This is a genomic window from Rhodosalinus sp. K401, assembly GCF_041365735.1.
In the GTDB taxonomy this organism is placed as follows: Bacteria; Pseudomonadota; Alphaproteobacteria; order Rhodobacterales; family Rhodobacteraceae; genus Rhodosalinus.
The window spans coordinates 80,241-106,045 of the sequence record NZ_JBGFSI010000012.1 but is presented as its reverse complement, the minus strand read 5'-3'; the positions used below and the strand labels follow the sequence as shown (position 1 = coordinate 106,045).

The window sequence follows — 25,805 nt, the reverse complement described above, 5'->3', positions numbered from 1 at the left end:
GCGCGCCGCCCTCGCCGCCGGGCTCGACGACGCCCTCCCGGATCTGCGCGACGGCGCGCTTCTCCTCGCGCGGCTGCGCAGCCTGCTACGCGACCGCGGCGACGGGCTCGCGCCGGAGGTGCGCCGCAGCGCCGAGGCGGCGATGGGCTGCGCCGAGGCAGCGGCGGGCTTCGCCCCCGCGCCGCGCATCGCGCACGTCGCCGCCGAAGGGGTGTGCGCACGGGCGCAGGCCGATGCGCTGTCCGCGGCGCTGGGCGTACCGGTCCCGCTGACGCCGGCCGCGGCGCTGCTGACGGCCCAGGGGCCCGCACCCGACGCGGTGCTGATCGGGCTGCCGCCCCACGCCGACGCGGAGCTGGAACTTCTTCCGGCGCTCCGCGCGCAGCACGCCCTGCGCCGCGCGGCCATCGTGGTCCATGGCGGCGANCGCGGTGCTGATCGGGCTGCCGCCCCACGCCGACGCGGAGCTGGAACTTCTTCCGGCGCTCCGCGCGCAGCACGCCCTGCGCCGCGCGGCCATCGTGGTCCATGGCGGCGACGCGGGCGGCCGCGCCGTCGCGCGCGCGCTCGACCTCGGGGCGCATGACGGAATGCCCGGCCCCTTCGAGGTCGAGGAGCTCGCCCTGCGGCTGCGGGGCAGGCTGGCCGCGAAGCGGCGCGCCGACCAGATGCGCGCGGCGCTCGAGGCCGGTCTTGCCGCGGCCGTCATCGACCCGCTCACCGGCCTGCACAACCGCCGTTACGCGGTGCCGCAGCTTGCCCGGATCGCGGCGGCGGCGCGCCGGGAGGATAGGCCCTTCGCCGTGATGATCGCCGATCTCGACCATTTCAAGCAGGTCAACGACCGGCACGGCCACGCCGCCGGCGATGCCGTGCTGACCGAGGTCGCGCGGCGATTGCGCGCCGGGCTCGGGCCCGACGCTCTCGCGGCGCGGATCGGCGGCGAGGAGTTCCTCCTCGTGGTGCCGGACATGCAGCGCCACGCGGCCGAGGCCGCGGCACGACGTCTTTGCGCCACCGTCGCCGAAAGACCCTTCGCGCTGCCCGATGGCCAGGGCCCGGTGCGGGTGACGATCTCCATCGGTCTCGCCGTCGGGCCCGACCCGATGGCGGCGGGACATGCCGAACCCGAAGCGCTGCTCGTCCAGGCCGACCGCGCCCTTTATCGCGCCAAGGCGCGCGGGCGGAACTGCGTCCGCCTCGGCCGCCCCGCCGCGTGACGCCCGACGCGCCTCAGGGGCGACCCGCGCCGCCATGGCGGCCGCCGCGCATGGCCTCGGCAAGCCGGTCGGCATAGCGCGCACGCTCTTCCGGGCGCATCGCCGCGATCTTTGCAAGAAGCGCGCGCCGACCGGCGTCCTGTACGAGACTCGCCGCCGCGAACTGGCGGGAGAGAAGCGCCTCGAACCGCTCGACCGAAAAGGGATCGTCCCGAAGGAGCGAAAGCGCCTCGTCAAAACTCGACCGTCGCGCCTCGCGGGTCATGCCGCCGGCCCGCAGGGCCTGCCGGATGTCCCGGCCGACAGCCAGGCGGTCCCGCACCGGCAGTGCCGCAACGTAGGGCCAGCCGCCGTCGCGTGCCATCGGCGCGCGCCCCTCGCCCCGCAGGGCGAAGCCCGCCACCATCCCCACCACGAGGAGATTGAGCGCGAGCGAGCCCACAAGCAGGATCCTCACCCAGAGCGGCGTCCCCGGGCGGCCGTCGCCGCCTTGGCTGCCGCGTTCCGCTTCCGACTCGGTCATCGCTCAAAGCTCCTCCAGCGCCAGCTCGAACCCGGCCGCGGGCCCGGGCATCGCCGCGCCGCCGCCCGCGAGGGCGGCGAGGCCACCGTCGAGCGCCCGCGGCGCCGCCACCCCGATCCAGACCCCGGCGAGCGCCGCCGCGGAGAGCCCCGCCGCCGCGGGCCAGCCGCCGAGCGTCCGCCAGATCTCCAGGAGCGGCCCCGGCGCCCGGGCGCGCCGCGAGGCGGGCGCGGAATTCAGCGCCGCGGCATCGGCGCGCACGCGCTCGGAGAGACCCGCGGGCGGCTCGGGCCTCGCGGCCCGCGCGGTAGCGAAATGGCGCTCGAGCAGCGCCTCGGTCTCGCGGTCGATGTCATTCATCGCGGTATCCCAACTCCTCGCGCCGCCCGGACAGACTGCGGGCGAGCGCTCTCTTGCCCCGGGCGGTCAGGCTTTCCACCGCCTCGGGCCCGATCTCCATGATGCGGCGATCTCGGCGTTTCCAAGCCCCTCGATATGGCGCAGCACCACCGCCTGGCGCTGGCGCGGCGGGAGCGTGGCGAGCGCGGCCTGAAGCGCCTCGGCGCGCGCCGTCTCCTGCAAGGCCGCCTCGGCGCCCGGCCGCGTGTCCGCGGGCTCCGGCACCCGGTCGAGCGCGAGCGCGCCGCCCGGTCCCGGCCGGGCCGTCCGGCGCTGGCGGTCGATGCAGAGATTGGCCGTCACCCGGTAGAGCCATGTCGTCACCTTCGCTTCGCCCGCCCGCCACTCCGGCGCCACCCGCCAGAGCCGGAGCATCGCCTCCTGCGCCACGTCCTCGGCTTCGGCCGCATCGCCCAGAAGGCGGACGGCATGGGCGTAGACCACCGGCAGGAGCCGATCCGTCAGTCGGCGCGCGGCCGCCCGGTCGCCCCGGGCGGTCGCGGCCAGCAGCGCCGCGTCGTCCAGTTCCGGGCCAGCGTCCTGAGGCATCGCCATGTCGCTCCGGCGTAGTCGCAAGTCATGCCCGGCGCAATCGGCGGGAAGCGCGCCCCCGCCGGATGTGGCCCGCGCCGCCCGATTCAGGGCCGGCCGACCCCGCCGTGATGCGCCCCGCGCATCCCGCGGATGGCGGCGAACTCCTCCCGCGTGAGCGCGCCGTCGGAATTCGCATCGAGCCGCGTGAACATGCGGTCCGCGCCGCGACGCGCTGCAAGCTCGGCCCGGTCGAGCGCACCGTCGCCGTTCATGTCGAGCCGCGCCACCATGCGCGCGATGCGTTCGGCGCGACGCCGCTCGGCCGCCGCCTCGAGTTCGGCCGGCGAAAGCGTGCCGTCGCCGTCGGCATCGGCCGCGGCGAAACGGGACGCCGCGCGGGCCTCCAGCTCTTCGCGGGTGAGCCGGCCGTCGCCGTCGGCGTCGAGCGCCTCGAAACGGGGCATCTCCCGGGCGCCGTCTTGCGCGCGCGCCGCGCCGGCCGCGGAGGTCAGGGCGAGGGCCGCCAGCGCGCCGAGAAGGGCGGCGGGGGTCAGGAACGAACGGGTCATGTCTGTCTCCTTGGTGTCGCGTTTCGGTCAGGACCCGGGTCCTTTGCGTCCGGGGTCGCAGGCTGATACGACGCGCGGCGCGCGTTCCGTCGCCGAACGCCGCGGCAAGGTGGCCGCCGCGAGCGCGGCATCCCGCCGCAAGGACAGGCTGCCGCGTTTCGGGCAAGGGCATGGCAGGGCAGTGTTGGCGGCACGCGAGCGAGGTGAGACGATGCAAGATCACACGACCATTCCCGACCCGCGCCCGGCCCTTCCGGCGCTCTGGCGCGGATGGCGACGGCGTTGCCCGAGCTGCGGCCAGGGCCCGTTGCTTTCGGGTTACCTCGAGGTGCGCAACGCCTGCACCGTCTGCCGCGAGGAGCTGCACCATCATCGCGCGGATGACGGGCCCGCCTATCTCACGATCCTCATCGTCGGACACGTGATGGCGCCGCTTCTGCTCATGGTGTTCATGGCGTGGCGACCCGAGCCGCTGGTTCTCTTCACCATCTTCGCGGTTGGCTGCGTCGGCCTCTCGCTGTATCTCTTGCCGAGACTGAAAGGGATGGTGGTGGCCTTCCAGTGGTCGCGGCTGATGCACGGCTTCGGCGAGGATCCGGCCTGACCCGCCATCCGGGGGGGGCCATGACCGCCGACAGCACGCCGATCCGCGACGCCGCCTCGGTGATCGTCCTGCGCGACCGGGCCACGGAGCCGCGCATCCTGATGGGGCAGCGCGGGGCGGCAGCGGCCTTCATGCCCAACAAGTTCGTCTTTCCCGGCGGCGCGGTCGATCCGCGCGACGCCGAGGTCCCGCTGGCCGAGGGGCTTCACGAGGTCTGCGCCGCGCGGCTGGCCGAGGACGCGGCGGCGAATCTTGGTCCGGCCCTCGCCGCGGCGGCCGTGCGCGAACTCTGGGAGGAGACGGGCCTCATCCTGGGCGCACCCGGACGCTGGCAGGGCACGCCCGGCGTGGACTGGACCGAGTTCGCCGCCACCGGCCACGTGCCCAGCGCGGCGGGGCTCAACTTCGTCTTCCGCGCGATCACTCCCCCGGGCCGGCCGCGCCGCTTCGACGCGCGCTTCTTCCTCGTGGACGCCGACCGGCTCGCCTCGGACCCCGACGATTTCAGCCGCGCGCAGGACGAACTGAGCCATCTGCAATGGGTGCCGCTCGCCCGCGCGCGGGAGGTGGACCTGCCCTTCATCACCGAGGTGGTCCTCGCAGAGGTGGCCGGGCGGCTCGCCGATCCCGGCCCGCCGCCCTCGGTCCCCTTCTTCCGGAACACCGACGAGGAAAGCCTGTTCCTGCGGCTGCGGGGCAAGAGCCCGCTCACCGCGGGCTGAGGCGCGTCAGGCGACGAGGACGAGGCTCACCACCGAGGCCGAAAGCAGCGCGATCCCGGCGAGTTCCGTGCGGCTCACCCGCTCGCGGAACACGAGCACGGTGATCGCCAGCGAGAAGATGAGCTCAACCTGCCCCACGGCCTTCACGAGCGCCGCCGTCTGAAGCGTGAAGGCGAGGAACCAGCAGAAGCTGCCCGCCATGCTCGAAAGCCCGACCCAGAGCGCCACGCGGCGCGCGCCCCAGACCGCGGCGAGCTGGCCGGGCTCGCAGGCGCGCAGGTAGAACGCCATCCCGATCATCTGCGCCGCGGTCACGGCCGCCAGCGTGACGCCCGCGCGGAGGAGCGGGTTTTCGCTCGCCACCTCGAGGGTCGCGCCGCGGTAGCAGACGGAGGAGATCGCGAACAGGAACCCCGAGCCCAGCCCGAGCGCCGCGGCGCGGTTGGCCAGGCGCCGCCAGCCGCGCACCACCTCGCCCGGCGCGGCCGAAAGGAGCCAGACGCCGAAGAGCCCGAGCAGGATCGCGGCGAAGGCCGCCCAGGAGATGCGCTCGCCCAGAAGCGCAACCCCCACGACCGCCGTCTGAACGCCCTCGGTCTTCTTGAAGGTGATGCCGACAGCGAAGTTCCGCGCCCCGAAGAGCGCGACCACGCAGGCCGTGGCCAGCACTTGCGCGGTGCCGCCGGCCAAGGCGTAGGCCCAGAAAAGCACGCCGGTTGCAGGAAGGCCGCCGCCGGTGACTGCGAGGTAGGCCGAGAGCGCGAGCGTCACCAGCGGCGCGGAGTAGGCGAAGCGCGCGAAGGTCGCGCCGACGGTGCTGAGCGCCCCCATGCGCAGCACCTTCTGCAGCGTGAAACGCAGGGTCTGGAACGCGGCGGCCAGGAGGGTGACGAGGATCCAGAGCTCCATCGCTCCCTACTGGCGCGGTTTCAGCCCCTTGGCCAGAGCGGATGCGGCACGGGATCCTTGGCGCGGCGGAAGTAGCGCGCGAACACCTCGCCATAGCTCGCGTAGCGGTAGCTGTCGTTCCGCGCGAGGTAATGCGCGCGATTCGCGGCATAGACCGCGGGAAGCCGGTACCAGGGCACGCGCGGGTGCATGTGGTGCACGACGTGCAGGTTGTTGTTCAGGAAGAGCAGGGAAAGCGGCCCGCGATCCTCCACGATCACGGTGCGCGCGCGGGGTTTCTCATGCGCCTGGTGTTCGAGGAAGGTGCGGATCTTCAGGATCGAGAGCGCGCCGTAGACCGAGAAGAGATAGGCCCACCACGGCATCGCCGCGACCGCGCCCATCCAAAAGACCACCAGCGCCACCGCCGGCACGTGCAGGAGCCAGCCGGCCAGCACCCGGCGGTCGCCCGCGCGGATCGCGCGCCAGTCGGCGGCCATGAAGGCCCACTGCCCGATGGCGGGCCCCACCAGAAGCCGCCCGGCGAGCGTGTTGTTGAACGCCAGCAGGCGCTTCTGCCACGCGGGCAGGCGCGCCCAGACCCGCGGATCGCGGTAGTTGCTTTCCGGATCGTCGTAGGGGTCGGTGATGATCGCGTCGTTATGGTGGGCGAGATGCGTGTCCTTGAAGCGCAGGTAGGGCACGACGAGCGTCAGCGCGGGGAAGACCAGCGCCGCGTTCAGAAGCGGATTGCGGAACGGATGGCCGTGCAGCACCTCGTGGCTGAGCGAGGAGTGCAGCGCCCCCGAAAGCGCCACCAGCACGATGCCGTGAGGAAGCCAGAACGCCGCGGCCCAGGTGGTGCCGAGCGCCCAGACGCCGTAGGCACCGACCAGAAGCGCGAGCGTGGGCCACTCTACCCTCCGGGCGGTGCGGGGATGCGCGCGGGCGTCCGGAGGGGCCTTGGCGGAGAGAACGGGCCGCGAAAGGTCCGTCGTCGCCGCCCGGGCATCCGGGCACAGGGCGTCACGTTGCAAGCCGCGTGGTTGCGTCGTCATTCACGTCTCCGATTGTCTGAAACCGCAGAACGAGTATCAGCGGACGATGTGCTGCGGAATTCCGTATGTGATTAACAAAACGCCGCGAATGTGATACAAATTACCACATGACGCAGATTATCGACAAACGCCGCCGCGCGGAACAATTCCGCCAACGGCTCCGCCAGGCGATGGACGTCACGCAGACCAGCCAGAGCGCGCTCGCCCGCGCGATCGGCGTGGACCGCTCCACCGTCTCGCAGCTTCTCAAGGAGGGCGGCGCGCGGCTCCCGAACGCGCAGGTGGTCGGCGAATGCGCCGCGGCGCTGCGCGTCTCGGCGGACTGGCTGCTCTCGCTCTCCGACCGGCCGGAAAGCGCGGCCGAGATCATGGCCAATTCGCTCACCCTGACAGAGGCGCCCCGGGCGCTCGTGGACGAGCAGATCTTCGCCTGGCATCGCGAGGCGGAGGGCTACAAGATCCGCCACGTTCCCGCCGGGCTGCCCGACATGCTCAAGACCCAGGCGATGCTCGAATGGGAGTATTCGCCCCATCTGGGCCGCACCGCGCAGCAGGCGATCGGCGCCGCGCAGGACCGGCTGGCCTGGATGCGGAGCGCGCAATCGGACTACGAGATCGCGATGCCGCTTTTCGAGATCGACAGCTTCGCCGCCGCCGAAGGGTATTATTCCGGCCTGTCACGAGAGATTCGCCTGGGCCAGATCGACCGTCTGCTGGAGCTCAACGACCAGTTCTATCCTCGGCTGCGAATCTTCCTGTTCGATGCGCGGCGGGTCTATTCCGCGCCGGTCACGGTGTTCGGGCCGATGCTGGCGGTGCTCTATGTCGGGCGGAACTACCTCGCCTTCCGCGACAGCGCGCGGGTGCAGGCCTTCGTGCAGCATTTCGACTGGCTCGTGCGCGAGGCCACGGTCTCGGACCGCGACTTCGCCGCACATCTCGCCCCGCTGCGCGCCGCGCTCGCCTAGACGCGCGACCTTGCAGGGAGGGCTCTTGCCCTTTTCCTTTCGCCCGGCTGCGGGCAAGACTGCGCGGGGAAAGCCAGCAAAGGGAACGGCACGGATGGCGGAACGCATGATCGGGGTGATCGGGGGCTCGGGCCTTTACGAGGTGGAGGGGCTTGCGCAGCCGCACTGGCGCACGGTCGAGACACCCTGGGGCGCGCCCTCGGATTCGGTCCTGACCGGGCGGCTCGACGGCGTGGCCATGGCGTTCCTGCCCCGCCACGGGCGCGGCCACCCGCTCGACCCCGCCTCGGTGCCCTATCGCGCCAACGTCGCGGCGATGAAGATGCTGGGCGTGACCGACCTCGTCTCGGTCTCGGCGGTCGGCTCGTTCCGCGAGGCCATGAAGCCCGGCGACTTCGTGATCGTGGACCAGTTCATCGACCGCACGAAGGGCCGGGCGCAAAGCTTTTTCGGCCCCGGCTGCGTGGCGCATGTGAGCCTCGCCCACCCCACCTGTCGCCGGCTGATGGACGCGGCCGAGGCCGCCGCGGCGGCGGCGGGCGCGACCGTGCACCGGGGCGGCACCTACCTCGCCATGGAGGGCCCGCAGTTCTCCACCCTGGCCGAAAGCCGCCTCTACCGCGAGGTCTGGGGCGCGGACGTGATCGGCATGACCAACATGCCCGAGGCGCGCCTCGTGCGGGAGGCGGAGATCTGCTACGCCTCCGTCGCCATGGTCACAGATTACGACAGCTGGCATCCGGACCACGGGGAGGTCGAGGTGACCGAGATCCTGAAGACCGCCGCCGCCAATGCCGAGACCGCGCGCCGCATGCTCGCCGCGCTGCCCGGGCTTCTGGGCCCGCACGCGCCCTGCCCGGAAGGGTGCGACCGGGCGCTCGAACACGCGATCATCACCGCGCGGGACGCCCGCGACCCCGAGATGGTGGGCCGGCTGCGCCCGATCGCGGGCCGGGTGCTGGATTGACACCGCAAGCACGCCGACGCGCGCCGCGCCCCCACATTCCTGCAGGAAGAGTTTCGCATGAACGACGTCAAGGATTACATCCGCACCATCGTGGACTTCCCCCATGAAGGAATTCTCTTTCGCGACGTGACGACGCTGTTCGCCGACCCGCGCGGGTTTCGCATGGCGGTGGATCGGATGCTGCATCCCCATGCCGGCCGGCGCATCGACATGGTCGCGGGCCTCGAGGCACGCGGCTTCATCCTGGGGGGCGCCGTCGCGCACCAGCTCGGCGCGGGTTTCGTGCCGATCCGCAAGAAGGGCAAGCTTCCGGCCGCCACGATCTCGGAAAGCTACACGCTCGAATACGGCGAAGCGGTGATGGAGGTGCACGACGACGCGATCGCGCCCGGCCAGTCTGTGCTGATCGTCGACGATCTGCTGGCCACCGGCGGCACCGCCGAGGCCGGCATCCGCCTCGTGGAGCGGTTGGGCGGCGACATCGTCGGCTGCGCCTTCGTGATCGAACTGCCGGAACTTGGCGGACGCCGCAAGCTCGAGGCGCTGGGCATGGACGTGCACGCGCTTTGCGCGTTCGAGGGCGCTTGAGACCCCCAGGGCCGCATGCGCCGCCACAAATTCGTGAGGCGCGCGCAAGTCGGCTCGACAGGCCGCGGGGACCGCGATAGCCAGCTATGCAACCCGTCCAAGATCGTGCGAGTGCCGTGACAATCCTGCCTGCCCTGGCTCGTCTTTGCCTTCTCGTCACCGCGCTTGGCCTTGCGGGGTGCGCCGCACCGCGCGAGGGCCCGCCGCCCCCCGGCACCGCCGCCGAGATCGATGAGCTGCGCCTCGGGCTTCTGGCGCTCGGCCCCGACGTTGACCCCGAGGAGGCCGCCCGCGCGGCGCGGCTGACCTATGAGACGACGCACCGCCTCGCCCTCGAATACCAGATCGTGGATCCGCCCCTCGTGCACAACGCGAAGGTGAATGCGGGTCTCAAACCGCGCGGCCTTTGCTGGCACTGGTCGGTGGATCTGGGCGCGCGGCTCGAGCAGGAGAACTTCGAGACGCTCGAGGTGCATTACGCCATCGCCAACGCCTTCAACCCCTTCCGGATCGAGCACAGCACGGCCATCCTCAGCAGCCGCGGCGACAGCATGTATGACGGCATCGTCGTGGATCCGTGGCGCAAGGGCGGCGTTCTCTTCTGGTCGCCGATCGCGGAGGATGTCCGCTACGACTGGCAGCCGCGCATGGAGGTGTTCGCGCGCAAGCGCGCGGTGCAGGACCGGCGCGAGGAGCTTACCGCGCGCGAAAGCTTCTGAGGCAGGCGCGCGTCAGGCCCGCAGAACGGCGCCCGGATTCATGATGCCCATCGGATCGAGCGCCGACTTGATGGCGCGCATCGCGGCCAGTTTCGCAGGGTCGGCGTAGCGTTCCAGATCCTCGACCTTGAGGCGCCCGACGCCGTGCTCGGCACTGACCGACCCGCCGAGCGCGTGCACCAGGTCGTGGACGCAGCGCTTGATGTCGTCGCGCCGGGCCGCGTCATCCGCGCGCCCCTGCCCCGCGACGGGAAAGACGTTGTAGTGCAGGTTGCCATCGCCCACATGGCCGAAGCAGTTGAGGCGGAACGCCCCGATCTTCGCCAGCGCGGGGCCCGCGCGGTCGATGAATTCGGGGATCGCGGCCAGCGGCACGGAGATGTCGTGGCTAGAGATCGCGCCGATGTGGCGGTTGGCCTCGGGTATGCGCTCGCGCACCGCCCAGAACTCGGCGCGCTGCGCCTCGGACTGCGCCACGATCCCGTCATCCGACAGACCCGCCTCGAGCGCGTGTTCGAAAAGCGTCTCCAGTGCCGCAGCGGGGTCGAGCCCGCGCGGCAGCCCCACCTCGATCAGCACCGACCATTCCGGCGGCTCCGGCCAGGGCAGGCGCGTCTCGGGCATGGTCTCGGCCAGGAAGTCGAAGCCCTGCCGGTGCATCAGTTCGAAGGCACTGATCCCGTCGCCGAGCTGGTCGCGGGCCAGCGCGAGCAGCGCAAGCGCGGCCGCGGGGCTTTTCACGGCCAGAAGCGCCGTGCCTTCGCCCGCCGGGCGCGGGTGCAGCGCGAGCGAGGCCGCGGTGATCACGCCGAGCGTGCCCTCGGAGCCGATCAGCAGGTCGCGCAGATCGTAGCCCGCGTTGTCCTTCCTGAGCGGCGTGAGGCCGTGCCAGAGCGAGCCGTCGGGCAGCACCGCCTCGAGGCCGAGGCAGAGCGCCCGGGCGTTGCCGTAGCGCAGCGTGTTGACGCCGCCCGCGTTGGTGGCCAGAAGCCCGCCGATGCGCGCACTGCCTTCCGAGGCGAGCGAGAGCGGGAAAAGCCGCCCGGCGCCGGCCGCGGCGGCCTGCACGTCGGCGAGGATCGCGCCCGCCTCTGCCACGAGGACGTTCTCTTCCGGCGTGACCGAGCGGATCGCGGTCATCCGCTCCAGCGACAGGATGACCGGGGCGGGGCCCTCCGGCGCGATCTGCCCGCCCACCAGCCCGGTGCCGCCGCCATAGGGCAGGACCGGCACCCGTGCCTCCGCGGCGGCGCGGATCACGGCCGCGACCTCCTCGGCGCTGGCGGGGCGCACCAGCACGCCGCCCTGCCCCTGCCAGCGTCCGCGGGGCTCTTCGAGATAGCCCGGCGCGAGCGGGCCGATCGCGCCCGCCCCGAGCCGTGCGGCAAGGCGTTCCGCGAAGCCGGCGTCGGCGGAGACGAGATGGGGCTGGCCGTCCGCCATCACTCGTCCCGCAGCCAGGCGGGCTGGAGGAAGACGACGGTGGGCCGGTCCGGAAGCGTGGCGAGGCTGATGTCGATGTAGGGCGCGCCCTGGTCCACGATGGCGAATTCGTCGGCCATGCCCGCGCGGAACGCGCCCAGCGAATGGCCCGAGAACCAGTGCATCGGCAGCACGACCGAAGACCGCAGGCGCTTCAGCGTGGCGATCATGTCCGACAGCCGAAGCGTATAGCCCCCGTCCACCGGCGCCATCACGACATCGAGCCGTCCGAGCGCGGCGAACTGTTCGTCGGTGGGAACGTGGTGCAGGTGCCCCAGATGCCCGATGCAGAGCCCCGCCACCTCGAAGACGAAGATCGAATTGCCTTTGGGTTCGTCGGCCCCGCCGAAGCCCGAGCGGATGTCGGTGGACACGTTGCGCACCAGCATCTCGCCGAGATCGAGGTGATGGTCGCTTCCTTCCCCGAACGCCTCCCCCCAGCCGCGCAGCACATGGGGGATCGCCGGGTCCGGGTTGGCCGTCCAGTGCGTTTCATGGGCGTGGTTCATCGTCACGACATCGGGAATGAGCGCGGTGTTCCCGATGAATCCGGTGTAGTCCGTGACCGCCGTAAGCCCGCCATGGGTACGCAGCAGAAAGGAGGCGTGCGCGATGAAATGCAGCCGCACCGTGTTTTCTGGCAAGGGCTCGGTATGGGACGCCGTGCCGCCTGCCGCGTGGGTGCCCTCGTGGGCGCGCCAGAGGCGTTCGGGCCCGGCGGCCGAAGCGCGGTGCAGGTAGTGTAGCCCCGGCGCCTGCTCGGCGACGGCGATGCAGTGGCTGGCGCGGCGCTCCTGCGCGGCGGCCGGCAGGACGAGAAGGACGAGCGCGACGGCAACGGCAATCCGGATCATCAGGGCACCTCCTGAGTGAAACGATAGCACGGATGGCGCGATCCTCCATCCGAATGCGTCCCTTGACCCGGCCGGCCCGCGGGCTTCACGCGGCCCGGGACCACCGTGTCCGCGCAGCGCACGTTCATCCCGCATCCGTCCGGCCCCGGCGATCGGCGCGCAGCGCCGCGTAAAGCACATGGGTGCGCCATCGCCCGGCGATCTGAAGATAGCTCTGCGCGACACCCTCGTATTTGAAGCCCGCGCTTTCCAGAAGCCCGCGCGAGGCGACGTTCTCGGGCAGGCAGGCGGCCTCGATCCGGCTGAGGTCGAGCCGGTCGAAGGCGTGGTGCACCACCGCGTCGATCGCCTCGCGCATGTAGCCCTGCCGCGCGTAAGGCGCGCCCGTCCAGTAGCCCAGCGTCCCCGACTGCGACGGCCCGCGCCGGATGTTGTCGAGCGTGATCGCCCCCACGAGGACCTGATCGTCGCGCCGGATCATGAAGAGCGGCACCCCGGTGCCGCCCGAGACCGCCCGGCTGGCCCAGTAGACCCGGTTGGTGAAGGCCTTGCGCGAGAGGTGGTCCGTGGCCCAGGCGGGTTCCCAGGGCGCGAGGAAGGCTTCGCTGTTGCGGCGCAGCGTGGTCCAGTTGCGGAAATCGGCGTGCTGGGGCGGGCGCAGGGTCAGCCGCTCGGTCTCGAGCCGCACCGTACGCCGCGCAAGAAGCATCACGCCGCCCGTCGCGCCTGCAATTCGTCGAGGCCGGGCGCGCCCGCGACGGGCCCGTAAAGCGTGAGCGCGGCGCGCGACCCGGTGACGAGCCGCGCACCGAAATCGCGCACGTCACCGGTGGTGACCGCATCGACCCGCGCCACGGTGTCCTCGACCGTGGGCACCTCGCCCCAGATCTGCACCATGCGTGCGAGGCGCTCGGCACGGTTCGACGGGCTTTCGAGGCCCATCAGCAACCCCGCCTTCATCTGCGCGCGCGCCCGCGCCACCTCGTCCGGGGTCATGTCGTCGGCGGCGCGCTTCATCTCGTCGAGTGTGATCCGCGCGAGCCCCCCAAGCTGGTCGCCGCCGGTGCCAGCATAGATCGTCATCATGCCGGTGTCGGCATAGGCGCCGGCCTGGGCGAAGATCGTGTAGCAGAGGCCGCGCCGCTCGCGCAGTTCCTGAAACAGGCGGCTCGACATGCCGCCGCCGAGTGCGACGGAATAGACCTGCGCGGCGTAGACCTCCGGATCGGTCTGCGCAGGGCTTTCGAAGGCCAGGGCGAGATGCGCTTGCTCGAGCGGTTTTTCGCAGCGCATTTCGCCGCCGCGGAACTCGGCGCCGGCGGGCGCGGGCGCCGCGCGCGGGACGAGATGCCCGAACCGGTCCCCGGCCGCGCGCAGCAGCCAGTCATGGTCGATATCCCCCGCCGCGGCGAGGATCATGCGCCCGGGCCCGTAATGCTCGGCCACGAACCGCGCGAGGTCCTCGCGCCCGAAACGGCCCACCTTCTCGGCGGGGCCGAGGATCGGCCGCCCGATGGGCTGGCCGGGATAGGCCACTTCCTGAAGCCAGTCGAAGATGATGTCGTCGGGCGTGTCGAGCGCCTGGCCGATTTCCTGAAGGATCACGCCGCGCTCGAGCTCGATCTCGCGCTCCTCGAAGCGCGGCGCGAGCAGGATGTCCGAGATGAGGTCGAGCGCCAGCGGCACGTCCTCGCCCAGAACCCGTGCGTAGTAGGCCGTGGCCTCGCGCGAGGTATAGGCGTTGATGTAGCCGCCCACGTCCTCGATCGCCTCGGCGATCTGCAGCGCCGTGCGCCGCTCCGTGCCCTTGAAGGCCATGTGCTCGAGGAAATGGGCGATGCCGTTCTGCTCTTCCCGCTCGTCGCGCCCGCCGGCGCAGACCCAGATGCCGATGGCGGCGGATTGCAGCCCGGGCATGTGTTCGGAAACCACGCGCAGGCCGTTGGGCAATGTGTCGAGTCGGGTCGTCAATTCCGGATACGCTCTCTTACGATGTCTTCCAGCGCGGCGAGGTCGTTGGGCGCCTCGGTCACGCGTTCGTCAAGCTCATAAAGGTTCGCCATGCGCGGGGGAAGCCCCGGCCGGATCCCGGTGGCCTTTTCCACCGCGTCGGGAAACTTCGCCGGATGCGCCGTGGCGAGCGTGACCATCGCGGTGCCGGGCTCCCGCAGCTCTTCGGCGACCTTCACCCCCACCGCGGAATGGGGGCAGAGAAGCTCCCCGGTCCGGCCGAGCGTGCGCTCGATCGTCTCGAGCGTCTCCGCCTCGGTGGCGCGGCCCGAGGCGAAGACCTCGCGCAAGCGCTGGAGCGCGCCCTGGCTGACCGCAAAGCCGCCCTCGGTCTTCAGCTCGTCCATCAGCGCGGCAACCGCACGACCGTCGCGGTCATAGGCGTCGAAGAGCGCGCGCTCGAAGTTCGAACTCACCTGGATGTCCATGGACGGGCTGACCGAGGGGATCACCGCCTCGGTGCGATACTCGCCGGCGGCGAGGCAGCGGTGCAGGATGTCGTTCTGGTTGGTGGCGACGACCAGGCGCTCGATCGGCAGCCCCATGGCGCGGGCCACCCAGCCCGCGAAGACGTCGCCGAAATTCCCGGTGGGCACCGTGAAGCTGACGGGGCGGCCGGGCGCGCCGAGGCTGGCCGCGGCGGAGAAGTAGTAGACGACCTGCGCGAGGACCCGCGCCCAGTTGATCGAGTTGACGGCGCCCAGCCGCACCGCGTCGCGGAAGGCGAAATCGTTGAACATGTCCTTCACGCGCGCCTGGCAGGCGTCGAAGTCGCCGTCGAGCGCGATCGCGTGGACGTTCTCTTCCACCGGCGTGGTCATTTGCCGGCGCTGCACCTCCGACACCCGGCCGTTCGGGAAGAGGATGAAGACATCCACCGCCTCGAGCCCGCGGAACGCCTCGATCGCCGCGCTGCCGGTGTCGCCGCTCGTCGCGCCCACGATGGTCACCCGTTCGCCCCGGCGCTTGAGCGCCGTTTCGAAGAGCTGCCCGATGAGCTGCATCGCGAAGTCCTTGAAGGCCAGTGTCGGCCCGTGGAAGAGCTCGAGCAGGAAATGGTTCGGCGCCAGCTGCTTGAGCGGCGCGCGTGCCGCGTGGCCGAAGCCCGCATAGGCGCGCGATGCAAGCTCGGCAAAGGCGTCCTCGGTGAAGCTTTCCGAGACGAAGGGATACATGACGCGCACCGCCGCCTCCTCGTAGGGAAGCCCCGCCAGCGCGGCGATGTCGCCCTCGGCCATGCGCGGGATGGCCTCGGGCACGTAAAGCCCGCCATCGCGCGCAAGCCCCGTCAGCATCGTGTCCTCGAAGCCAAGAACGGGCGCCTGCCCCCGCGTGGAAACGTATCTCATGACCGGGTGTCCCTCCGTCCCGTCCTGCCGAGCGTGCGCCAGACAAGAAACATGCTCATCGCCGCCCAGACCGCCGCCAGCCCGAACCAGGTGACCGCGTATTCGAGGTGATCGTTCGGGATGCCGGCAGTGTCCACCGGCAGCGGCGTCAGGCCCGGCGCCGAAAGCGACGTTTCCCGCACCACGACGAGCACCGGCTCGGTTCCGAGCGCCTCCGCCATCCGGGGCACGTCGCGCGCGAACCAGATGTTCGCATCGGGGTCGGGCTCCGGCGTGAAGCCGTCCACCTCGTCGGGCCAGTGCAGGTTGCCGACGATATCGGCCGCGCCGGTCGGGCGATCGGCCTCCTTGGCCTCGTTGCGCACGTAGCCCCGATCGACCATCACGCGCCGCCCGGCCTCGGTCGAAAGCGGCGCGATCACGCGAAAGCCCGCCCCCTCGGCCCGCGTGGAGACGAGGACGTGCAGCTCGTCCTCGCCGATCTCGCCCGACACCGCGACGGGCAGGTAGCGGTCCGCCTCGGGATCCGGCTCGGCCGGCAGCGGCACGGGCTCCGCCGCGATCCGGGCCTCGATGTCGGCGAGCACGCCCTCCTTCCACGCCAGCCGCTGGACCTGCCAGACGCCGAGCGCGATCAGGACGGCGGTGCCGAGGATGCCGATGAGCAGCGGGCCGAGGATACGGCGCATGACGAACTCTCCCGGAACGGATCGGGGCGCGCGACCCCTGCCCGCGCGCCCCGTCTTGAACCTGCCCGCGACCGGATTTGCAACCGGACGCGGCACCTTTCGGCCCGCCGCGGGTCAGATGCCCCAGATGTAGACGGCGAAGAAGAGGAACAGCCAGACCACGTCGACGAAGTGCCAGTACCAGGCCGCCGCCTCGAAGCCCATGTGGTTCTCGGCGGTGAAATGCCCTGCCCGCACCCGCAGGTAGCACACAAACAGGAAGATCGTGCCGATGATCACGTGCAGGCCGTGGAATCCCGTGGCCATGAAGAAGTTCGAGAAGAACTTGTCCCCGCCGAAGGTCCAGTCCTGCTCGACGAGCAGGTAACGGTACTCGTAGGCCTGAAGCGCGGTGAAGGCGACGCCCAGGATCACGGCGATCAGAAGCCCGTTCGCCACGTCCTTGCGGGGCCCGTTATGCACCAGCGCGTGATGCGCCCAGGTGACCGCGGTCCCGGACAGCAGAAGCACGAGCGTGTTGATGAGCGGCAGGTGGAACGCGTCCACCTGATAGAATTCCGGCGGGACGTAGCTGGAGCCCGCGTATTCGTTCATCGGGTAGATCGCGTGCTTGAAGAAGCTCCAGAACCAGGCCGCGAAGAACATCACCTCGGACATGATGAAGAGGATGAAGCCGTAGCGCAGCCCGATGAGCACCACCGGCGTGTGGTCGCCCTGCAGGTTCTCGGCCACCGTGTCGGCCCACCACGCATACATGACGTAAAGCACCAGGGCGAAGCCGATCAGTGCCATCCACGGGCCGCTGCCGTGCATCCACAGAACGGCCCCGAACAGCATCACGAAAGCCCCGACCGCGCCGAGGAACGGCCAGATGGAGGGGTTCAGGATGTGGTAGTCGTGGTTTTTCTCATGCGCCATTACGGGTCCCTCGCTGGAGCGCTTACTTCACTGTCGTCGCGTCCGGCTGCGTCAGCGCGGCCTGGGTGGTCGCGTCGGGCAGCGGAATCTCGTGGAACGTATAAGAGAGCGTGATGTGCGGCAAATGCTTGGCGTCGCGGTCGTCGACGATGTCGGGGTCCACGAAGAAGGTCACTGGCATTTCCACCCTCTCGCCGGGTTGCAGCACCTGCTCCTCGAAGCAGAAGCAGTCGATCTTGGCGAAGAACCCGCCCGCCTCGAAGGGCGCCACGTTATAGCTTGCCGTGCCGGCCACCGGACGGTCTGTCGGGTTGTAGGCCTCGTAGAAGGCCAGCCCCGTCTCGCCGATGCGCACCTCCATGCTGCGCTGCACCGGGCGGAAATCCCACGGCATGTCGCGGGCCTTTGACGCGTCGAACCGCACGGTGATCGTCTGATCGAGGATCACGTCAGAATTGGCACCTGCCCGGCTCGTCTCCCCGCCATAGCCCGTGACCCGGCAGAAAAGGTCGTAAAGCGGCACCGACGCCCATGCCATCGCGCCCATGAAGAGAAGCGCCGAGCAGACCTGCACGACCGTCCGGGTCTTGGGCTCGAGCGCGGCGAATGGATTGCGCAGGCTCATCCGTATCCCTCCTCCAGCTTGGGCGGTTCGTACTCGCCCTCCGACACCTTGGCGACCGTCACGGCGAAAACGATGATGACGAGCGCGGCGAGCGCGAGGCCCACGCCGAGATTGCGCCCGAGACGGCGCTTGTGCAGGTCGTGCGTCCGGCTCAGAGCCATGCCCACACCCCCAGCCGTGTCAGCCCGGCATCGACGAGGATCGCGCCGAAATGCGCGAAGAGATAGATCAGCGACAGCCGGAAGAAGCGCTTCTCCACCGCGTAGGAATCCGCCTCGGCCGTCGCCTCGTCGCGCTGCCAGATGCGCCACGCCCCGACAAGGAACATCGCGTTCAGCACCACCGCGGCGGCGAGGTAGACCGGCCCGCCGATCGGCGTCGCCGCCACCCAGAGCGCCAGCGCGGCCAGCGCCACGGTATAGGCGAAGACGTGCCGCCGCGTCGACCGGCGGCCGTGGGTCACGGTCAGCATGGGCACGCCCGCGTCGTCGTAGTCGGACCGCATGAAAAGCGCGAGCGCCCAGAAATGCGGCGGCGTCCACATGAAGATCAGCGCGAACATCAGCCACGGCTCTAGGCTCGTGCCGCCCGTCGCCACGGCCCAGCCGATCACGGGCGGAAAGGCGCCCGCCGCCCCGCCGATGACGATGTTCTGCGGCGTCGAACGCTTCAGCCACATCGTGTAGACGACCGCGTAGAAGAAGATCGTGAAGGCGAGCAGACCGGCGGCGAGCCAGTTCGCCGCGAGACCGAGCAGCACCACCGACAGCCCCGACAGACCGAGCCCGACCGCAAGCGCCTCGTCGGGGGTCACGAGCCCGGCCGGCACGGGGCGCCGGCGGGTGCGGCGCATCACGGCGTCGATGTCGGCGTCCCACCACATGTTGAGCGCGCCCGAGGCGCCCGCGCCGACCGCGATGAAGACGATCGCCGCGAAGCCGATCACCGGATGCACGCCGCCCGGCGCGGCCAGCAATCCGACGAGCGCGGTGAACACCACCAGCGACATCACGCGCGGCTTCAGCAGCGCGAAATAGTCGCCGAAGCCCGCTTCCTGCGGTCCGCTCGCACTCTGGAGGCTGACGTCGGTCATGGTCTTCCTTTGGATGGCGGCGGGCCGCGCAGGGCCCGCCTGTCGGCTCGTGCGCCGGCTTACTCTGCCGCGGCCACGTCGTAGGCCGCGGGCTGTCCCGCGTATTCCGCCCGCGCGCCGTCGAGCCACTGCTCGTAGGCCTCGGGGCTCACGACCTTCACCGTGATCGGCATGTAGGCGTGGTCCTTGCCGCAAAGCTCGGAGCACTGGCCGAAGTAGACGCCCTCCTTCTCGGCGTTGAACCACAGCTCGGCCAGGCGGCCGGGAACGGCGTCCTGCTTCACGCCGAAGGCGGGGATCGTCCAGGAATGGATCACGTCGGCGGCGGTCACCTGCATCACGACGGTCGCGCCGCTCGGGACCACGACGGCCGTGTCCGTGGCCAGAAGGTACTCGTTCTGGCTGTAACCGTACTCCTCGAGCTGGTCGCGCTGCAGCATGAAGCTGTCGAAAGCGAAGCCCTCGTCGACGTATTCGTACCCCCAGAACCACTGGTAGCCGGTCACCTTGATGGTGATGTCGGCCTCGGGAATCTCCTGCTGCTTGAAGAGCACGGGCAGCGAGAAGGACCCGATGAACACCAGGATCACGATCGGCACGACGGTCCAGGCGACCTCGATCGGCGTGTTGTGGGTGAATTTGGCGGGCTCGGGGTTGCGGCGGCGATTGTAGCGCACGATCGAGACCGCCAGCAGCGCGGTGACGAACAGCACGATCGCGGTGATGATCACCATGAGCATCCCGTCGAGCCACTGCAGGTCGCGTGCGAGCTCGGTCGCCGCGGGCTGGAACCCGGTGGCGCGGTCCACCGGGCGGCCGATGATCTCCAGCCCTTCGGTGGCGGCGTTCATGTCCTGCGCGGCTGCGGGAAGGGCGGTCATCGCAGTCAGAGCGGCGGAAAATGTCTTGATCGGTCGCATGAATCACCCTGATCGTTGGCTGGCACTGGTCCCGGCTGGCGGGGCGGTGGGTGCCGGTTGTCTCGCGGCTGGTAGAAACCATATTCCGAGAGACAGATAAAGCACCATCCTTGCGGCAAAGGGCCGCTTTTTTTGATCTGGATCAAATCCGAGGACCGTAAGTCAATGTCGCACAGCGCTTTCCGCCCCTTCGATACGCATCTCGACCGCGACGCGACACTCGCCGCGCTTCGCGCCGCCACGGACGGCGCCGATGACGGCGAGATCTTCCTCGAACGGGCCAGAAGCGAAAGCCTCGTCTACGACGACGGGCGCCTTCGCAGCGCCTCCTACGACGCGTCCGAAGGGTTCGGGCTGCGCGCGGTGCGGGGCGAGGTCACAGGCTATGGCCACGCCACCGAGATCAGCGCCGCGGCGCTCGACCGCGCCGCAGAAACCGCGCGGCTTGCGGTCGGCGCCGGCGGCGGCACCTGGTCGGAGCCGCCCGCGGCCACGAACCGGCACCTATATTCCGACATCGACCCGATCGCCGGCGCCGAGTTTCCCGTGAAGGTCGAGACGCTCCGCGCCATCGACGACTACCTGCGCGCGGCCGACCCGCGCGTGGTGCAGGTGACCGCGAACGTGGCCGCCGCCTGCCAGGAGGTCGAGATCCTGCGCCCCGACGGGACCCATGTGCGAGACGTGCGGCCGATGGCGCGCCTCAACGTCTCCGTGATCCTCGAGGAGAACGGCCGCCGCGAAGCGGGCAGCGCCGGCGGCGGCGGCCGCATCGGCCTCGAGTCGCTCATCGACCCCGCGGCCTGGCGCGAGCGCGCCGACGAGGCGCTTCGGATCGCGCGGGTCAACCTGCGCGCCGAGCCCGCGCCGGCAGGCGTCATGGACATCGTGCTCGGCCCCGGCTGGCCCGGCATCCTGCTGCACGAAGCGGTGGGCCACGGGCTCGAGGGCGACTTCAACCGCAAGGGCAGTTCGGCCTTCGCCGGGCTGATGGGAAGCCAGGTCGCGGCGAAGGGCGTCACCGTCATCGATGACGGCACGCTTCCCGATCGCCGCGGCTCCATCACCGTGGACGACGAGGGCACGCCCAGCGCCCGGAACGTGCTGATCGAGGACGGTGTCCTCGTGGGCTTCCTCCAGGATCGGCAGAACGCGCGGCTGATGGGCGTCGCGCCCACCGGGAACGGACGACGCCAGAGCTTCGCCCACGCGCCGATGCCCCGCATGACCAACACGATCATGGAAGGCGGCGATGCCGACCCGGAAGCGATGATCGCCGAGTTGAAGGACGGCATCTACGCCGTGGGCTTCGGGGGCGGCCAGGTCGACATCACCAACGGCAAGTTCGTCTTCTCCTGCACCGAGGCCTACCGCGTGAAGAACGGCAAGATCGGCGCGCCGGTGAAGGGCGCCACGCTGATCGGCGACGGCGCGACGGCGCTGCGCAACGTGCGCGCGGTCGGCAACGACATGGCGCTCGATCCGGGCATCGGCACCTGCGGCAAGGACGGGCAGTGGGTGCCCGTGGGCGTGGGCCAGCCGAGCGTGACGATCGGCGGGCTGACCGTGGGCGGCGCGCAGGCGGGGTGATCGACTCCGCCCGCTGGCCGGCGCTGCGCACAAAACCGGTCGCGCGGCCGCCCCTTCAACGGCTCGCCGCCGCTGCGCTCGCCGCATGGATCGCGCCGCCGGCGGCCGGTGCGGCGCTGCTGGTGCTGGGCAACCTTTTGCCGCCGGGGCCCGGCCCGACGGCTCTGAGCGTCGAGGGCTTCTTTCTCGTGTCGTCGGTGCGACTGTCCTGGGCGGGCCTCCTGGCCGGCGTGCCGCTGTCAATGCTGGCGCTGCGCGCGGGGTTGGCCGGCTGGGCCGTGGCGCTGGGGGCCGGTGCGGCGCTGGGTGTGGGCGCAGGCCTTGCGGTCGGGCTCGAGCCCGGGATCGTGCTGCCCGGTTCGGTCATGGCAGCCGCCGCCTACTGGCTGACGCTGCGCGGGGCGATCGGGCCGGACCGGATGAGACCCGAGGACCGCTGACGCCGCGACCAGAGTTTACGCGCCATTAACCCTCGAGGGCCTACAAGCGATTCTGCAAGACGGCGGAGCGGCGATGGCCGGAACATCAGTTTCTTCCACTCACCCCCCACTCCCACACACCATGGAAGACGACGTGGTCACGTGGCTTCGCCTCTTGCGCTCGCGGCGGGTGGGGCCGACCACGTTCCACAGGCTCATGGCGGAGCACGGCTCGGCGGCGGCCGCGCTTGACGCGCTGCCCGGGATCGCCCGCGCCGCCGGGATCGAACACTACCAGCCCTGCCCCCCCGGCGTCGCGCAGGCCGAACTTGCGGCAGGGCACGCGGCCGGCGCGCGGCTCCTGCGCTTCGGACAACCGGGTTATCCGGCCGCGCTCGCCGATCTGCCGGATGCGCCGCCCGCGCTCTGGGCGGTCGGACGCCCCGACAGCCTCGCGCGGCCGCTCGTCGCACTCGTGGGGGCGCGAAACGCCTCCTCGCTCGGCACGCGGATGGCCCGCGCGCTGGCGCGCGGCCTGGGCGAGGCGGGCTATGCCGTGGTCTCGGGCCTTGCCCGCGGGGTCGACACCGCCGCGCATCACGCCGCGCTGGAAACCGGCACGATCGCCGTGCTGGCAGGCGGCGTCGACGTCGCCTACCCTTCCGAAAACGCGGAGCTTTTCCAGATGATCGGGCGGCAGGGGCTGCGGCTTTCGGAACAGCCCCCCGGCCGGGTCCCGCAAGCGCGCCACTTCCCCGCGCGCAACCGCATCATCTCGGGGCTGGCGCGCGCGGTCGTCGTGGTGGAGGCGGCGGCGCGATCGGGCAGCCTGATCACCGCGCGCGCCGCGCTCGACCAGGGGCGCGAGGTTCTGGCCGTGCCCGGCCACCCGTTCGACGCGCGCGCCGCGGGCTGCAACATGCTGATCCGCGACGGGGCGCGGCTGGTGCGCCGGGCCGAGGACGTGATCGAGGCGATAGGGCTGCCCGGGGACCACCCGACCGGCCAGCCGGACCTGCCCCTGGCGCCGCCCGCGGCCCGGACATCGACGGAGGCGGGAGGGTCGCCGCCCGCGGTGCCGCATTGCGGTGTCCCGCGGGGCACCGCATCGCTCCGGGACGACATACTGGACAGGCTGGGCCCGTCCCCACTGGCCGAGGATCAGCTTGTGCGCGACCTCGCGCGGCCCGCGGCCGAGGTCGCCCCCGCGCTTCTGGAGCTCGAACTCGACGGGCGGATCGCGCGGCGGCCGGGCGGCCTTCTCACCCGGACCTGACGGGCCCGGCGGGCGGCAGGGCCTCGCGGCGCCGATTGACTCGAGGGGCTTGCACGCCAAGTGTTGCGCGGTCATATCCCGGCACAAACCGCAGGAGCCGCCCCCCAGCATGCCCGTCGTCGTCGTCGAATCCCCGGCCAAGGCCAAGACCATCAACAAGTATCTTGGCGACGACTATACCGTTCTGGCCTCCTACGGGCATGTCCGAGACCTGCCGCCCAAGGACGGATCGGTGGATCCCGAGCACGGCTTCGACATGAAATGGGAGGTGGCGAGCGACAGCCAGAAGCATGTCCGCGCCATCGCCGAGGCGCTCAAGGACGACCCCGAACTCATCCTCGCCACCGACCCCGACCGCGAGGGCGAGGCGATCTCCTGGCACCTCGAGGAGGCGCTCAGGAAGCGCCGTGCCCTCAAGAAGGACACGCCGGTGCGCCGCGTCGTCTTCAACGCGATCACCAAGTCGGCCGTCACCGAGGCGATGAAGAACCCGCGCGACATCGACGCCCCGCTGGTCGAGGCCTATCTCGCGCGCCGGGCGCTCGACTACCTCGTGGGGTTCAACCTCTCCCCCGTGCTGTGGCGCAAGCTGCCCGGCGCGAAATCGGCGGGCCGCGTGCAGTCGGTCTGCCTGCGCCTCATCGTCGAGCGCGAGATGGAGATCGAGGCGTTCCGGCCCCGCGAATACTGGACGGTGACGGCCGAACTCGCCACGCCGCGCGGCCAGACCTACGCGGCGCGGCTTACCGTGCTTGGCGGCAAGAAGCTCGACAAGTTCGACATCGCGGACGCCACGCAGGCCGAACTTGCGGTGCAGGCGATCACCTCGCGGGATCTCGCCGTCAGCTCTGTCGAGGCCAAGCCCGCCACCCGCAACCCGGCGCCCCCCTTCATGACCTCCACGCTCCAGCAGGAGGCCAGCCGCAAGTTCGGCATGGGCGCGCGCCAGACCATGAGCACGGCGCAACGGCTCTACGAGGCCGGGCACATCACCTACATGCGGACCGACGGGATCGACATGGCGCCCGAGGCGGTACACGCGGCGCGGGACGCGATCGCGGACCGTTTCGGCGCGGACTACGTCCCGAAATCGCCCCGCATGTACAAGAACAAGGCGAAGAACGCGCAGGAAGCGCACGAGTGCATCCGCCCCACCGACATGACGAAGGATGCCGCGGCGCTGCGCCTTTCCGACGCCGACCAGCGCAAGCTCTACGACCTGATCTGGAAGCGCACGCTCGCCTGCCAGATGGAGGCCGCGCGGCTGGAGCGGACCACCGTCGAGATCGGCAGCCGCGACGGCCAGGTGGGCCTGCGCGCCACGGGCCAGGTCGTGCTTTTCGACGGTTTTCTCAAGATCTACGAGGAAGGCCGCGACGACGCCGAGGACGAGGACGGCAACCGCCTGCCGCAGATCTCCGAGGGCGAGGCGGCCGAGAAGCGCGACATCAAGCCCGAACAGCATTTCACCCAGCCCCCGCCGCGTTACACCGAGGCGACGCTGGTGAAGAAGATGGAGGAGCTGGGCATCGGCCGGCCCTCGACCTATGCCTCCATCGTCACCACGATCCAGGACCGGGGCTATGTCCGCAAGGACAAGAACCGGCTTCTCCCCGAGGACAAGGGGCGGCTCGTGACCGCCTTCCTCGTCAATTATTTCCGCAAATACGTCGGCTACGACTTCACCGCCAAGCTCGAGGACGAGCTCGACGATGTGAGCGCGGGCGAGCGGGACTGGAAGGACGTTCTGGACCGGTTCTGGCGCGATTTCTCCGCGGCGCTGGCCGAAACGTCGGACCTGCGCATCTCGGAGGTGCTCGACAAGATCGACGAGGTGCTCGCGCCCCATCTCTACCCGCCGCAGGAGGACGGGGGCGACCCGCGCGCCTGCCCCATCTGCGGCAACGGGCGGCTTTCCATGCGCACCTCGCGGGCGGGCGGCGCCTTCATCGGCTGCTCGAACTACCCCGAGTGCCGCTTCACGCGCCCCTTCGGCCCGCCGGGCATGGAGGACGGCGACGAGATCGGCCCCGACGGCAAGTTGCTGGGCCATGACGCGGGCGACGCGATCACGCTGCGAAAGGGTCGGTTCGGGCCCTACGTGCAGCGCGGCGAAGCGAGCGAGGCGCAGCCCAAGCCGCCGCGCGCCTCGCTGCCCAAGGGGTGGGAGCCGTCTGAGATCGACCTGGAAAAGGCGCTCCTTCTGCTCAGCCTTCCGCGCGAGGTCGGTCCCCATCCCGACGACGGCGAGATGATCGAGGCCGGGATCGGACGCTACGGGCCCTTCGTGAAGCACGGCAAGAAATACGCCAACCTTTCCAGCGTCGAGGAGGTCTTCGAAATCGGCCAGAATCGCGCCGTCGAGGTTCTGGCCCAGAAGAAGACGCGCGGGGCGAGCACCGCCAAGCCGCTCAAGGAGCTGGGCGAGCACCCCGAAAACGGCGGGCCCATCGCCGTGATGGATGGCCGCTACGGGCCTTACGTGAAATGGGAGAGGGTGAACGCGACGCTGCCCAAGGGCACCGATCCCGCCGACGTGACGCTCGACATGGCGGTGAAGCTCGTGGCCGAGAAGGCTGCGAAGAAGGGCGGCGGCAAGACGGCGGCGAAGAAGCCCGTCTCCGCCAAAAAATCCGGCGGCGCGAAGAAATCCGGCACGGCGAAGAAATCCGCCGCGTCGGGCGGCGGCTCCACGGCGCGCCGCAAGGCCGCGGGCGGCTGAAACCGGTTCCCGGCCCGCGACGGGCCCCGCTGCGCCGTTGACACTCCGCGGACGCGCGGCCACAACTCGCCGCGATATTCGGCCATCAGGGAGACCGGC

General features: G+C 70.7%; 27 protein-coding genes and 1 pseudogene. 11 read left to right on the top strand and 17 right to left on the bottom strand.

The features are described from left to right. The first annotated feature begins 590 nt into the window (after nucleotides 1-590). Complete coding sequence (locus tag AB6A66_RS13490; RefSeq protein WP_371056292.1) at nucleotides 591-1,220, top strand: GGDEF domain-containing protein; 630 nt, start codon at nucleotides 591-593, stop codon at nucleotides 1,218-1,220. 13 nt (nucleotides 1,221-1,233) lie between these two features. Here AB6A66_RS13490 and AB6A66_RS13485 read toward each other — a convergent pair whose 3' ends face one another. The 4 genes and pseudogenes from AB6A66_RS13485 to AB6A66_RS13470 form a co-directional block, all read right to left on the bottom strand. Beyond that, on the bottom strand, nucleotides 1,234-1,743 hold the full coding sequence (locus AB6A66_RS13485) for a periplasmic heavy metal sensor (RefSeq protein ID WP_371036986.1): 510 nt from the start codon (nucleotides 1,741-1,743) through the stop codon (nucleotides 1,234-1,236). 3 nt (nucleotides 1,744-1,746) lie between these two features. Then, nucleotides 1,747-2,103 carry a hypothetical protein gene (locus tag AB6A66_RS13480; RefSeq protein ID WP_371056289.1) on the bottom strand — a complete coding sequence of 119 codons (357 nt, stop codon included), beginning with the start codon at nucleotides 2,101-2,103 and terminating at the stop codon, nucleotides 1,747-1,749. Next, nucleotides 2,096-2,697: pseudogene (locus AB6A66_RS13475) on the bottom strand (RNA polymerase sigma factor). Before AB6A66_RS13475 ends, AB6A66_RS13480 begins: the two are co-directional and overlap by 8 nt. An 83-nt stretch (nucleotides 2,698-2,780) precedes the next feature. Next, nucleotides 2,781-3,245: an EF-hand domain-containing protein gene (locus tag AB6A66_RS13470; RefSeq protein ID WP_371036989.1), complete on the bottom strand. Its 465-nt coding sequence runs from the start codon at nucleotides 3,243-3,245 to the stop codon at nucleotides 2,781-2,783. Nucleotides 3,246-3,456: 211 nt separating this feature from the next. On the opposite strand from AB6A66_RS13470, the gene AB6A66_RS13465 reads away from it, so the two are divergent. Then, nucleotides 3,457-3,849 carry a DUF983 domain-containing protein gene (locus tag AB6A66_RS13465; RefSeq protein ID WP_371056288.1) on the top strand — a complete coding sequence of 131 codons (393 nt, stop codon included), beginning with the start codon at nucleotides 3,457-3,459 and terminating at the stop codon, nucleotides 3,847-3,849. Between the two features lie 20 nt (nucleotides 3,850-3,869). After that, complete coding sequence (locus tag AB6A66_RS13460; protein ID WP_371056287.1) at nucleotides 3,870-4,571, top strand: NUDIX domain-containing protein; 702 nt, start codon at nucleotides 3,870-3,872, stop codon at nucleotides 4,569-4,571. Nucleotides 4,572-4,577: 6 nt separating this feature from the next. Here the strand turns inward: AB6A66_RS13460 and AB6A66_RS13455 are convergent, their stop codons facing one another. Then, the gene (locus AB6A66_RS13455) at nucleotides 4,578-5,480 is read right to left on the bottom strand and encodes an EamA/RhaT family transporter (protein WP_371056286.1); all 903 of its coding nucleotides are present in this window, start codon (nucleotides 5,478-5,480) and stop codon (nucleotides 4,578-4,580) included. A 20-nt stretch (nucleotides 5,481-5,500) separates the two neighbouring features. After that, nucleotides 5,501-6,517: a fatty acid desaturase gene (locus AB6A66_RS13450; protein ID WP_371056285.1), complete on the bottom strand. Its 1,017-nt coding sequence runs from the start codon at nucleotides 6,515-6,517 to the stop codon at nucleotides 5,501-5,503. A 107-nt stretch (nucleotides 6,518-6,624) separates the two neighbouring features. On the opposite strand from AB6A66_RS13450, the gene AB6A66_RS13445 reads away from it, so the two are divergent. The 4 genes from AB6A66_RS13445 (at nucleotide 6,625) to AB6A66_RS13430 (ending at nucleotide 9,759) form a co-directional block, all read left to right on the top strand. Further along, nucleotides 6,625-7,485: a helix-turn-helix domain-containing protein gene (locus AB6A66_RS13445; protein ID WP_371036994.1), complete on the top strand. Its 861-nt coding sequence runs from the start codon at nucleotides 6,625-6,627 to the stop codon at nucleotides 7,483-7,485. Between the two features lie 94 nt (nucleotides 7,486-7,579). Further along, complete coding sequence (locus AB6A66_RS13440) at nucleotides 7,580-8,452, top strand: S-methyl-5'-thioadenosine phosphorylase (protein WP_371056284.1); 873 nt, start codon at nucleotides 7,580-7,582, stop codon at nucleotides 8,450-8,452. Between the two features lie 57 nt (nucleotides 8,453-8,509). Beyond that, entirely contained in the window at nucleotides 8,510-9,040 is a 531-nt protein-coding gene (locus AB6A66_RS13435) for an adenine phosphoribosyltransferase (RefSeq protein WP_371056283.1), read from the top strand. Nucleotides 9,041-9,156: 116 nt separating this feature from the next. Continuing rightward, the gene (locus AB6A66_RS13430; RefSeq protein WP_371056282.1) at nucleotides 9,157-9,759 is read left to right on the top strand and encodes a hypothetical protein; all 603 of its coding nucleotides are present in this window, start codon (nucleotides 9,157-9,159) and stop codon (nucleotides 9,757-9,759) included. Nucleotides 9,760-9,771: 12 nt separating this feature from the next. On the opposite strand, the gene AB6A66_RS13425 is transcribed toward AB6A66_RS13430, so the two are convergent. From AB6A66_RS13425 to coxB, 11 genes are all read right to left on the bottom strand, one after another. Beyond that, nucleotides 9,772-11,202: an FAD-binding oxidoreductase gene (locus AB6A66_RS13425; protein ID WP_371056281.1), complete on the bottom strand. Its 1,431-nt coding sequence runs from the start codon at nucleotides 11,200-11,202 to the stop codon at nucleotides 9,772-9,774. Then, nucleotides 11,202-12,095 carry an MBL fold metallo-hydrolase gene (locus tag AB6A66_RS13420; RefSeq protein ID WP_371056280.1) on the bottom strand — a complete coding sequence of 298 codons (894 nt, stop codon included), beginning with the start codon at nucleotides 12,093-12,095 and terminating at the stop codon, nucleotides 11,202-11,204. The genes AB6A66_RS13425 and AB6A66_RS13420 overlap by 1 nt, the downstream gene beginning before the upstream one ends. A 124-nt stretch (nucleotides 12,096-12,219) precedes the next feature. Then, a complete protein-coding gene (locus AB6A66_RS13415; protein ID WP_371037243.1) occupies nucleotides 12,220-12,804 on the bottom strand; it encodes a GNAT family N-acetyltransferase in 585 nt (194 codons plus the stop codon). Next, nucleotides 12,804-14,066 carry a M16 family metallopeptidase gene (locus AB6A66_RS13410; protein WP_371056279.1) on the bottom strand — a complete coding sequence of 421 codons (1,263 nt, stop codon included), beginning with the start codon at nucleotides 14,064-14,066 and terminating at the stop codon, nucleotides 12,804-12,806. Before AB6A66_RS13410 ends, AB6A66_RS13415 begins: the two co-directional genes overlap by 1 nt. Then, entirely contained in the window at nucleotides 14,063-15,454 is a 1,392-nt protein-coding gene (thrC, locus tag AB6A66_RS13405) for a threonine synthase (protein WP_371037001.1), read from the bottom strand. Before thrC ends, AB6A66_RS13410 begins: the two co-directional genes overlap by 4 nt. Next, nucleotides 15,451-16,143 carry an SURF1 family protein gene (locus tag AB6A66_RS13400; RefSeq protein WP_371037002.1) on the bottom strand — a complete coding sequence of 231 codons (693 nt, stop codon included), beginning with the start codon at nucleotides 16,141-16,143 and terminating at the stop codon, nucleotides 15,451-15,453. Before AB6A66_RS13400 ends, thrC begins: the two co-directional genes overlap by 4 nt. 114 nt (nucleotides 16,144-16,257) lie before the next feature. Continuing rightward, nucleotides 16,258-17,061 carry a cytochrome c oxidase subunit 3 gene (locus AB6A66_RS13395; RefSeq protein WP_371037003.1) on the bottom strand — a complete coding sequence of 268 codons (804 nt, stop codon included), beginning with the start codon at nucleotides 17,059-17,061 and terminating at the stop codon, nucleotides 16,258-16,260. 22 nt (nucleotides 17,062-17,083) lie between these two features. Then, nucleotides 17,084-17,686: a cytochrome c oxidase assembly protein gene (locus tag AB6A66_RS13390; protein ID WP_371056278.1), complete on the bottom strand. Its 603-nt coding sequence runs from the start codon at nucleotides 17,684-17,686 to the stop codon at nucleotides 17,084-17,086. Continuing rightward, nucleotides 17,683-17,847 carry a hypothetical protein gene (locus AB6A66_RS13385; RefSeq protein WP_371037005.1) on the bottom strand — a complete coding sequence of 55 codons (165 nt, stop codon included), beginning with the start codon at nucleotides 17,845-17,847 and terminating at the stop codon, nucleotides 17,683-17,685. Before AB6A66_RS13385 ends, AB6A66_RS13390 begins: the two co-directional genes overlap by 4 nt. Then, complete coding sequence (gene cyoE, locus AB6A66_RS13380) at nucleotides 17,838-18,779, bottom strand: heme o synthase (protein ID WP_371037006.1); 942 nt, start codon at nucleotides 18,777-18,779, stop codon at nucleotides 17,838-17,840. Before cyoE ends, AB6A66_RS13385 begins: the two co-directional genes overlap by 10 nt. 59 nt (nucleotides 18,780-18,838) lie before the next feature. Further along, entirely contained in the window at nucleotides 18,839-19,660 is an 822-nt protein-coding gene (gene coxB, locus AB6A66_RS13375; protein WP_371056277.1) for a cytochrome c oxidase subunit II, read from the bottom strand. A gap of 204 nt (nucleotides 19,661-19,864) precedes the next feature. Between coxB and tldD the strand changes: the two genes are divergently transcribed. The 4 genes from tldD to topA all read left to right on the top strand — a co-directional run bounded on the left by tldD (nucleotide 19,865) and on the right by topA (nucleotide 25,706). Beyond that, nucleotides 19,865-21,289 (top strand): metalloprotease TldD, encoded by a 1,425-nt coding sequence (gene tldD / locus AB6A66_RS13370; protein WP_371056276.1) that lies wholly within the window; start codon nucleotides 19,865-19,867, stop codon nucleotides 21,287-21,289. Beyond that, on the top strand, nucleotides 21,286-21,729 hold the full coding sequence (locus AB6A66_RS13365; RefSeq protein ID WP_371056275.1) for a hypothetical protein: 444 nt from the start codon (nucleotides 21,286-21,288) through the stop codon (nucleotides 21,727-21,729). The genes tldD and AB6A66_RS13365 overlap by 4 nt, the downstream gene beginning before the upstream one ends. 73 nt (nucleotides 21,730-21,802) lie before the next feature. Next, nucleotides 21,803-22,984, top strand: coding sequence for a DNA-processing protein DprA (gene dprA / locus AB6A66_RS13360; RefSeq protein ID WP_371037010.1), 1,182 nt, complete (start codon nucleotides 21,803-21,805; stop codon nucleotides 22,982-22,984). Nucleotides 22,985-23,093: 109 nt separating this feature from the next. Further along, complete coding sequence (gene topA, locus AB6A66_RS13355) at nucleotides 23,094-25,706, top strand: type I DNA topoisomerase (protein ID WP_371056274.1); 2,613 nt, start codon at nucleotides 23,094-23,096, stop codon at nucleotides 25,704-25,706. Nucleotides 25,707-25,805 lie beyond the last annotated feature (99 nt).

Bases quoted from the DNA above. Each gene is read 5' to 3' on its own strand.
- AB6A66_RS13490 (WP_371056292.1), top strand. From the start codon at position 591: ATGCCCGGCCCCTTCGAGGTCGAGGAGCTCGCCCTGCGGCTGCGGGGC.
- AB6A66_RS13485 (WP_371036986.1), bottom strand. From the start codon at position 1,743: ATGACCGAGTCGGAAGCGGAACGCGGCAGCCAAGGCGGCGACGGCCGC.
- AB6A66_RS13480 (WP_371056289.1), bottom strand. From the start codon at position 2,103: ATGAATGACATCGACCGCGAGACCGAGGCGCTGCTCGAGCGCCATTTC.
- AB6A66_RS13470 (WP_371036989.1), bottom strand. From the start codon at position 3,245: ATGACCCGTTCGTTCCTGACCCCCGCCGCCCTTCTCGGCGCGCTGGCG.
- AB6A66_RS13465 (WP_371056288.1), top strand. From the start codon at position 3,457: ATGCAAGATCACACGACCATTCCCGACCCGCGCCCGGCCCTTCCGGCG.
- AB6A66_RS13460 (WP_371056287.1), top strand. From the start codon at position 3,870: ATGACCGCCGACAGCACGCCGATCCGCGACGCCGCCTCGGTGATCGTC.
- AB6A66_RS13455 (WP_371056286.1), bottom strand. From the start codon at position 5,480: ATGGAGCTCTGGATCCTCGTCACCCTCCTGGCCGCCGCGTTCCAGACC.
- AB6A66_RS13450 (WP_371056285.1), bottom strand. From the start codon at position 6,517: ATGACGACGCAACCACGCGGCTTGCAACGTGACGCCCTGTGCCCGGAT.
- AB6A66_RS13445 (WP_371036994.1), top strand. From the start codon at position 6,625: ATGACGCAGATTATCGACAAACGCCGCCGCGCGGAACAATTCCGCCAA.
- AB6A66_RS13440 (WP_371056284.1), top strand. From the start codon at position 7,580: ATGGCGGAACGCATGATCGGGGTGATCGGGGGCTCGGGCCTTTACGAG.
- AB6A66_RS13435 (WP_371056283.1), top strand. From the start codon at position 8,510: ATGAACGACGTCAAGGATTACATCCGCACCATCGTGGACTTCCCCCAT.
- AB6A66_RS13425 (WP_371056281.1), bottom strand. From the start codon at position 11,202: ATGGCGGACGGCCAGCCCCATCTCGTCTCCGCCGACGCCGGCTTCGCG.
- AB6A66_RS13420 (WP_371056280.1), bottom strand. From the start codon at position 12,095: ATGATCCGGATTGCCGTTGCCGTCGCGCTCGTCCTTCTCGTCCTGCCG.
- AB6A66_RS13415 (WP_371037243.1), bottom strand. From the start codon at position 12,804: ATGCTTCTTGCGCGGCGTACGGTGCGGCTCGAGACCGAGCGGCTGACC.
- thrC (WP_371037001.1), bottom strand. From the start codon at position 15,454: ATGAGATACGTTTCCACGCGGGGGCAGGCGCCCGTTCTTGGCTTCGAG.
- AB6A66_RS13400 (WP_371037002.1), bottom strand. From the start codon at position 16,143: ATGCGCCGTATCCTCGGCCCGCTGCTCATCGGCATCCTCGGCACCGCC.
- AB6A66_RS13395 (WP_371037003.1), bottom strand. From the start codon at position 17,061: ATGGCGCATGAGAAAAACCACGACTACCACATCCTGAACCCCTCCATC.
- AB6A66_RS13390 (WP_371056278.1), bottom strand. From the start codon at position 17,686: ATGAGCCTGCGCAATCCATTCGCCGCGCTCGAGCCCAAGACCCGGACG.
- AB6A66_RS13385 (WP_371037005.1), bottom strand. From the start codon at position 17,847: ATGGCTCTGAGCCGGACGCACGACCTGCACAAGCGCCGTCTCGGGCGC.
- cyoE (WP_371037006.1), bottom strand. From the start codon at position 18,779: ATGACCGACGTCAGCCTCCAGAGTGCGAGCGGACCGCAGGAAGCGGGC.
- coxB (WP_371056277.1), bottom strand. From the start codon at position 19,660: ATGACCGCCCTTCCCGCAGCCGCGCAGGACATGAACGCCGCCACCGAA.
- tldD (WP_371056276.1), top strand. From the start codon at position 19,865: ATGTCGCACAGCGCTTTCCGCCCCTTCGATACGCATCTCGACCGCGAC.
- dprA (WP_371037010.1), top strand. From the start codon at position 21,803: ATGGCCGGAACATCAGTTTCTTCCACTCACCCCCCACTCCCACACACC.
- topA (WP_371056274.1), top strand. From the start codon at position 23,094: ATGCCCGTCGTCGTCGTCGAATCCCCGGCCAAGGCCAAGACCATCAAC.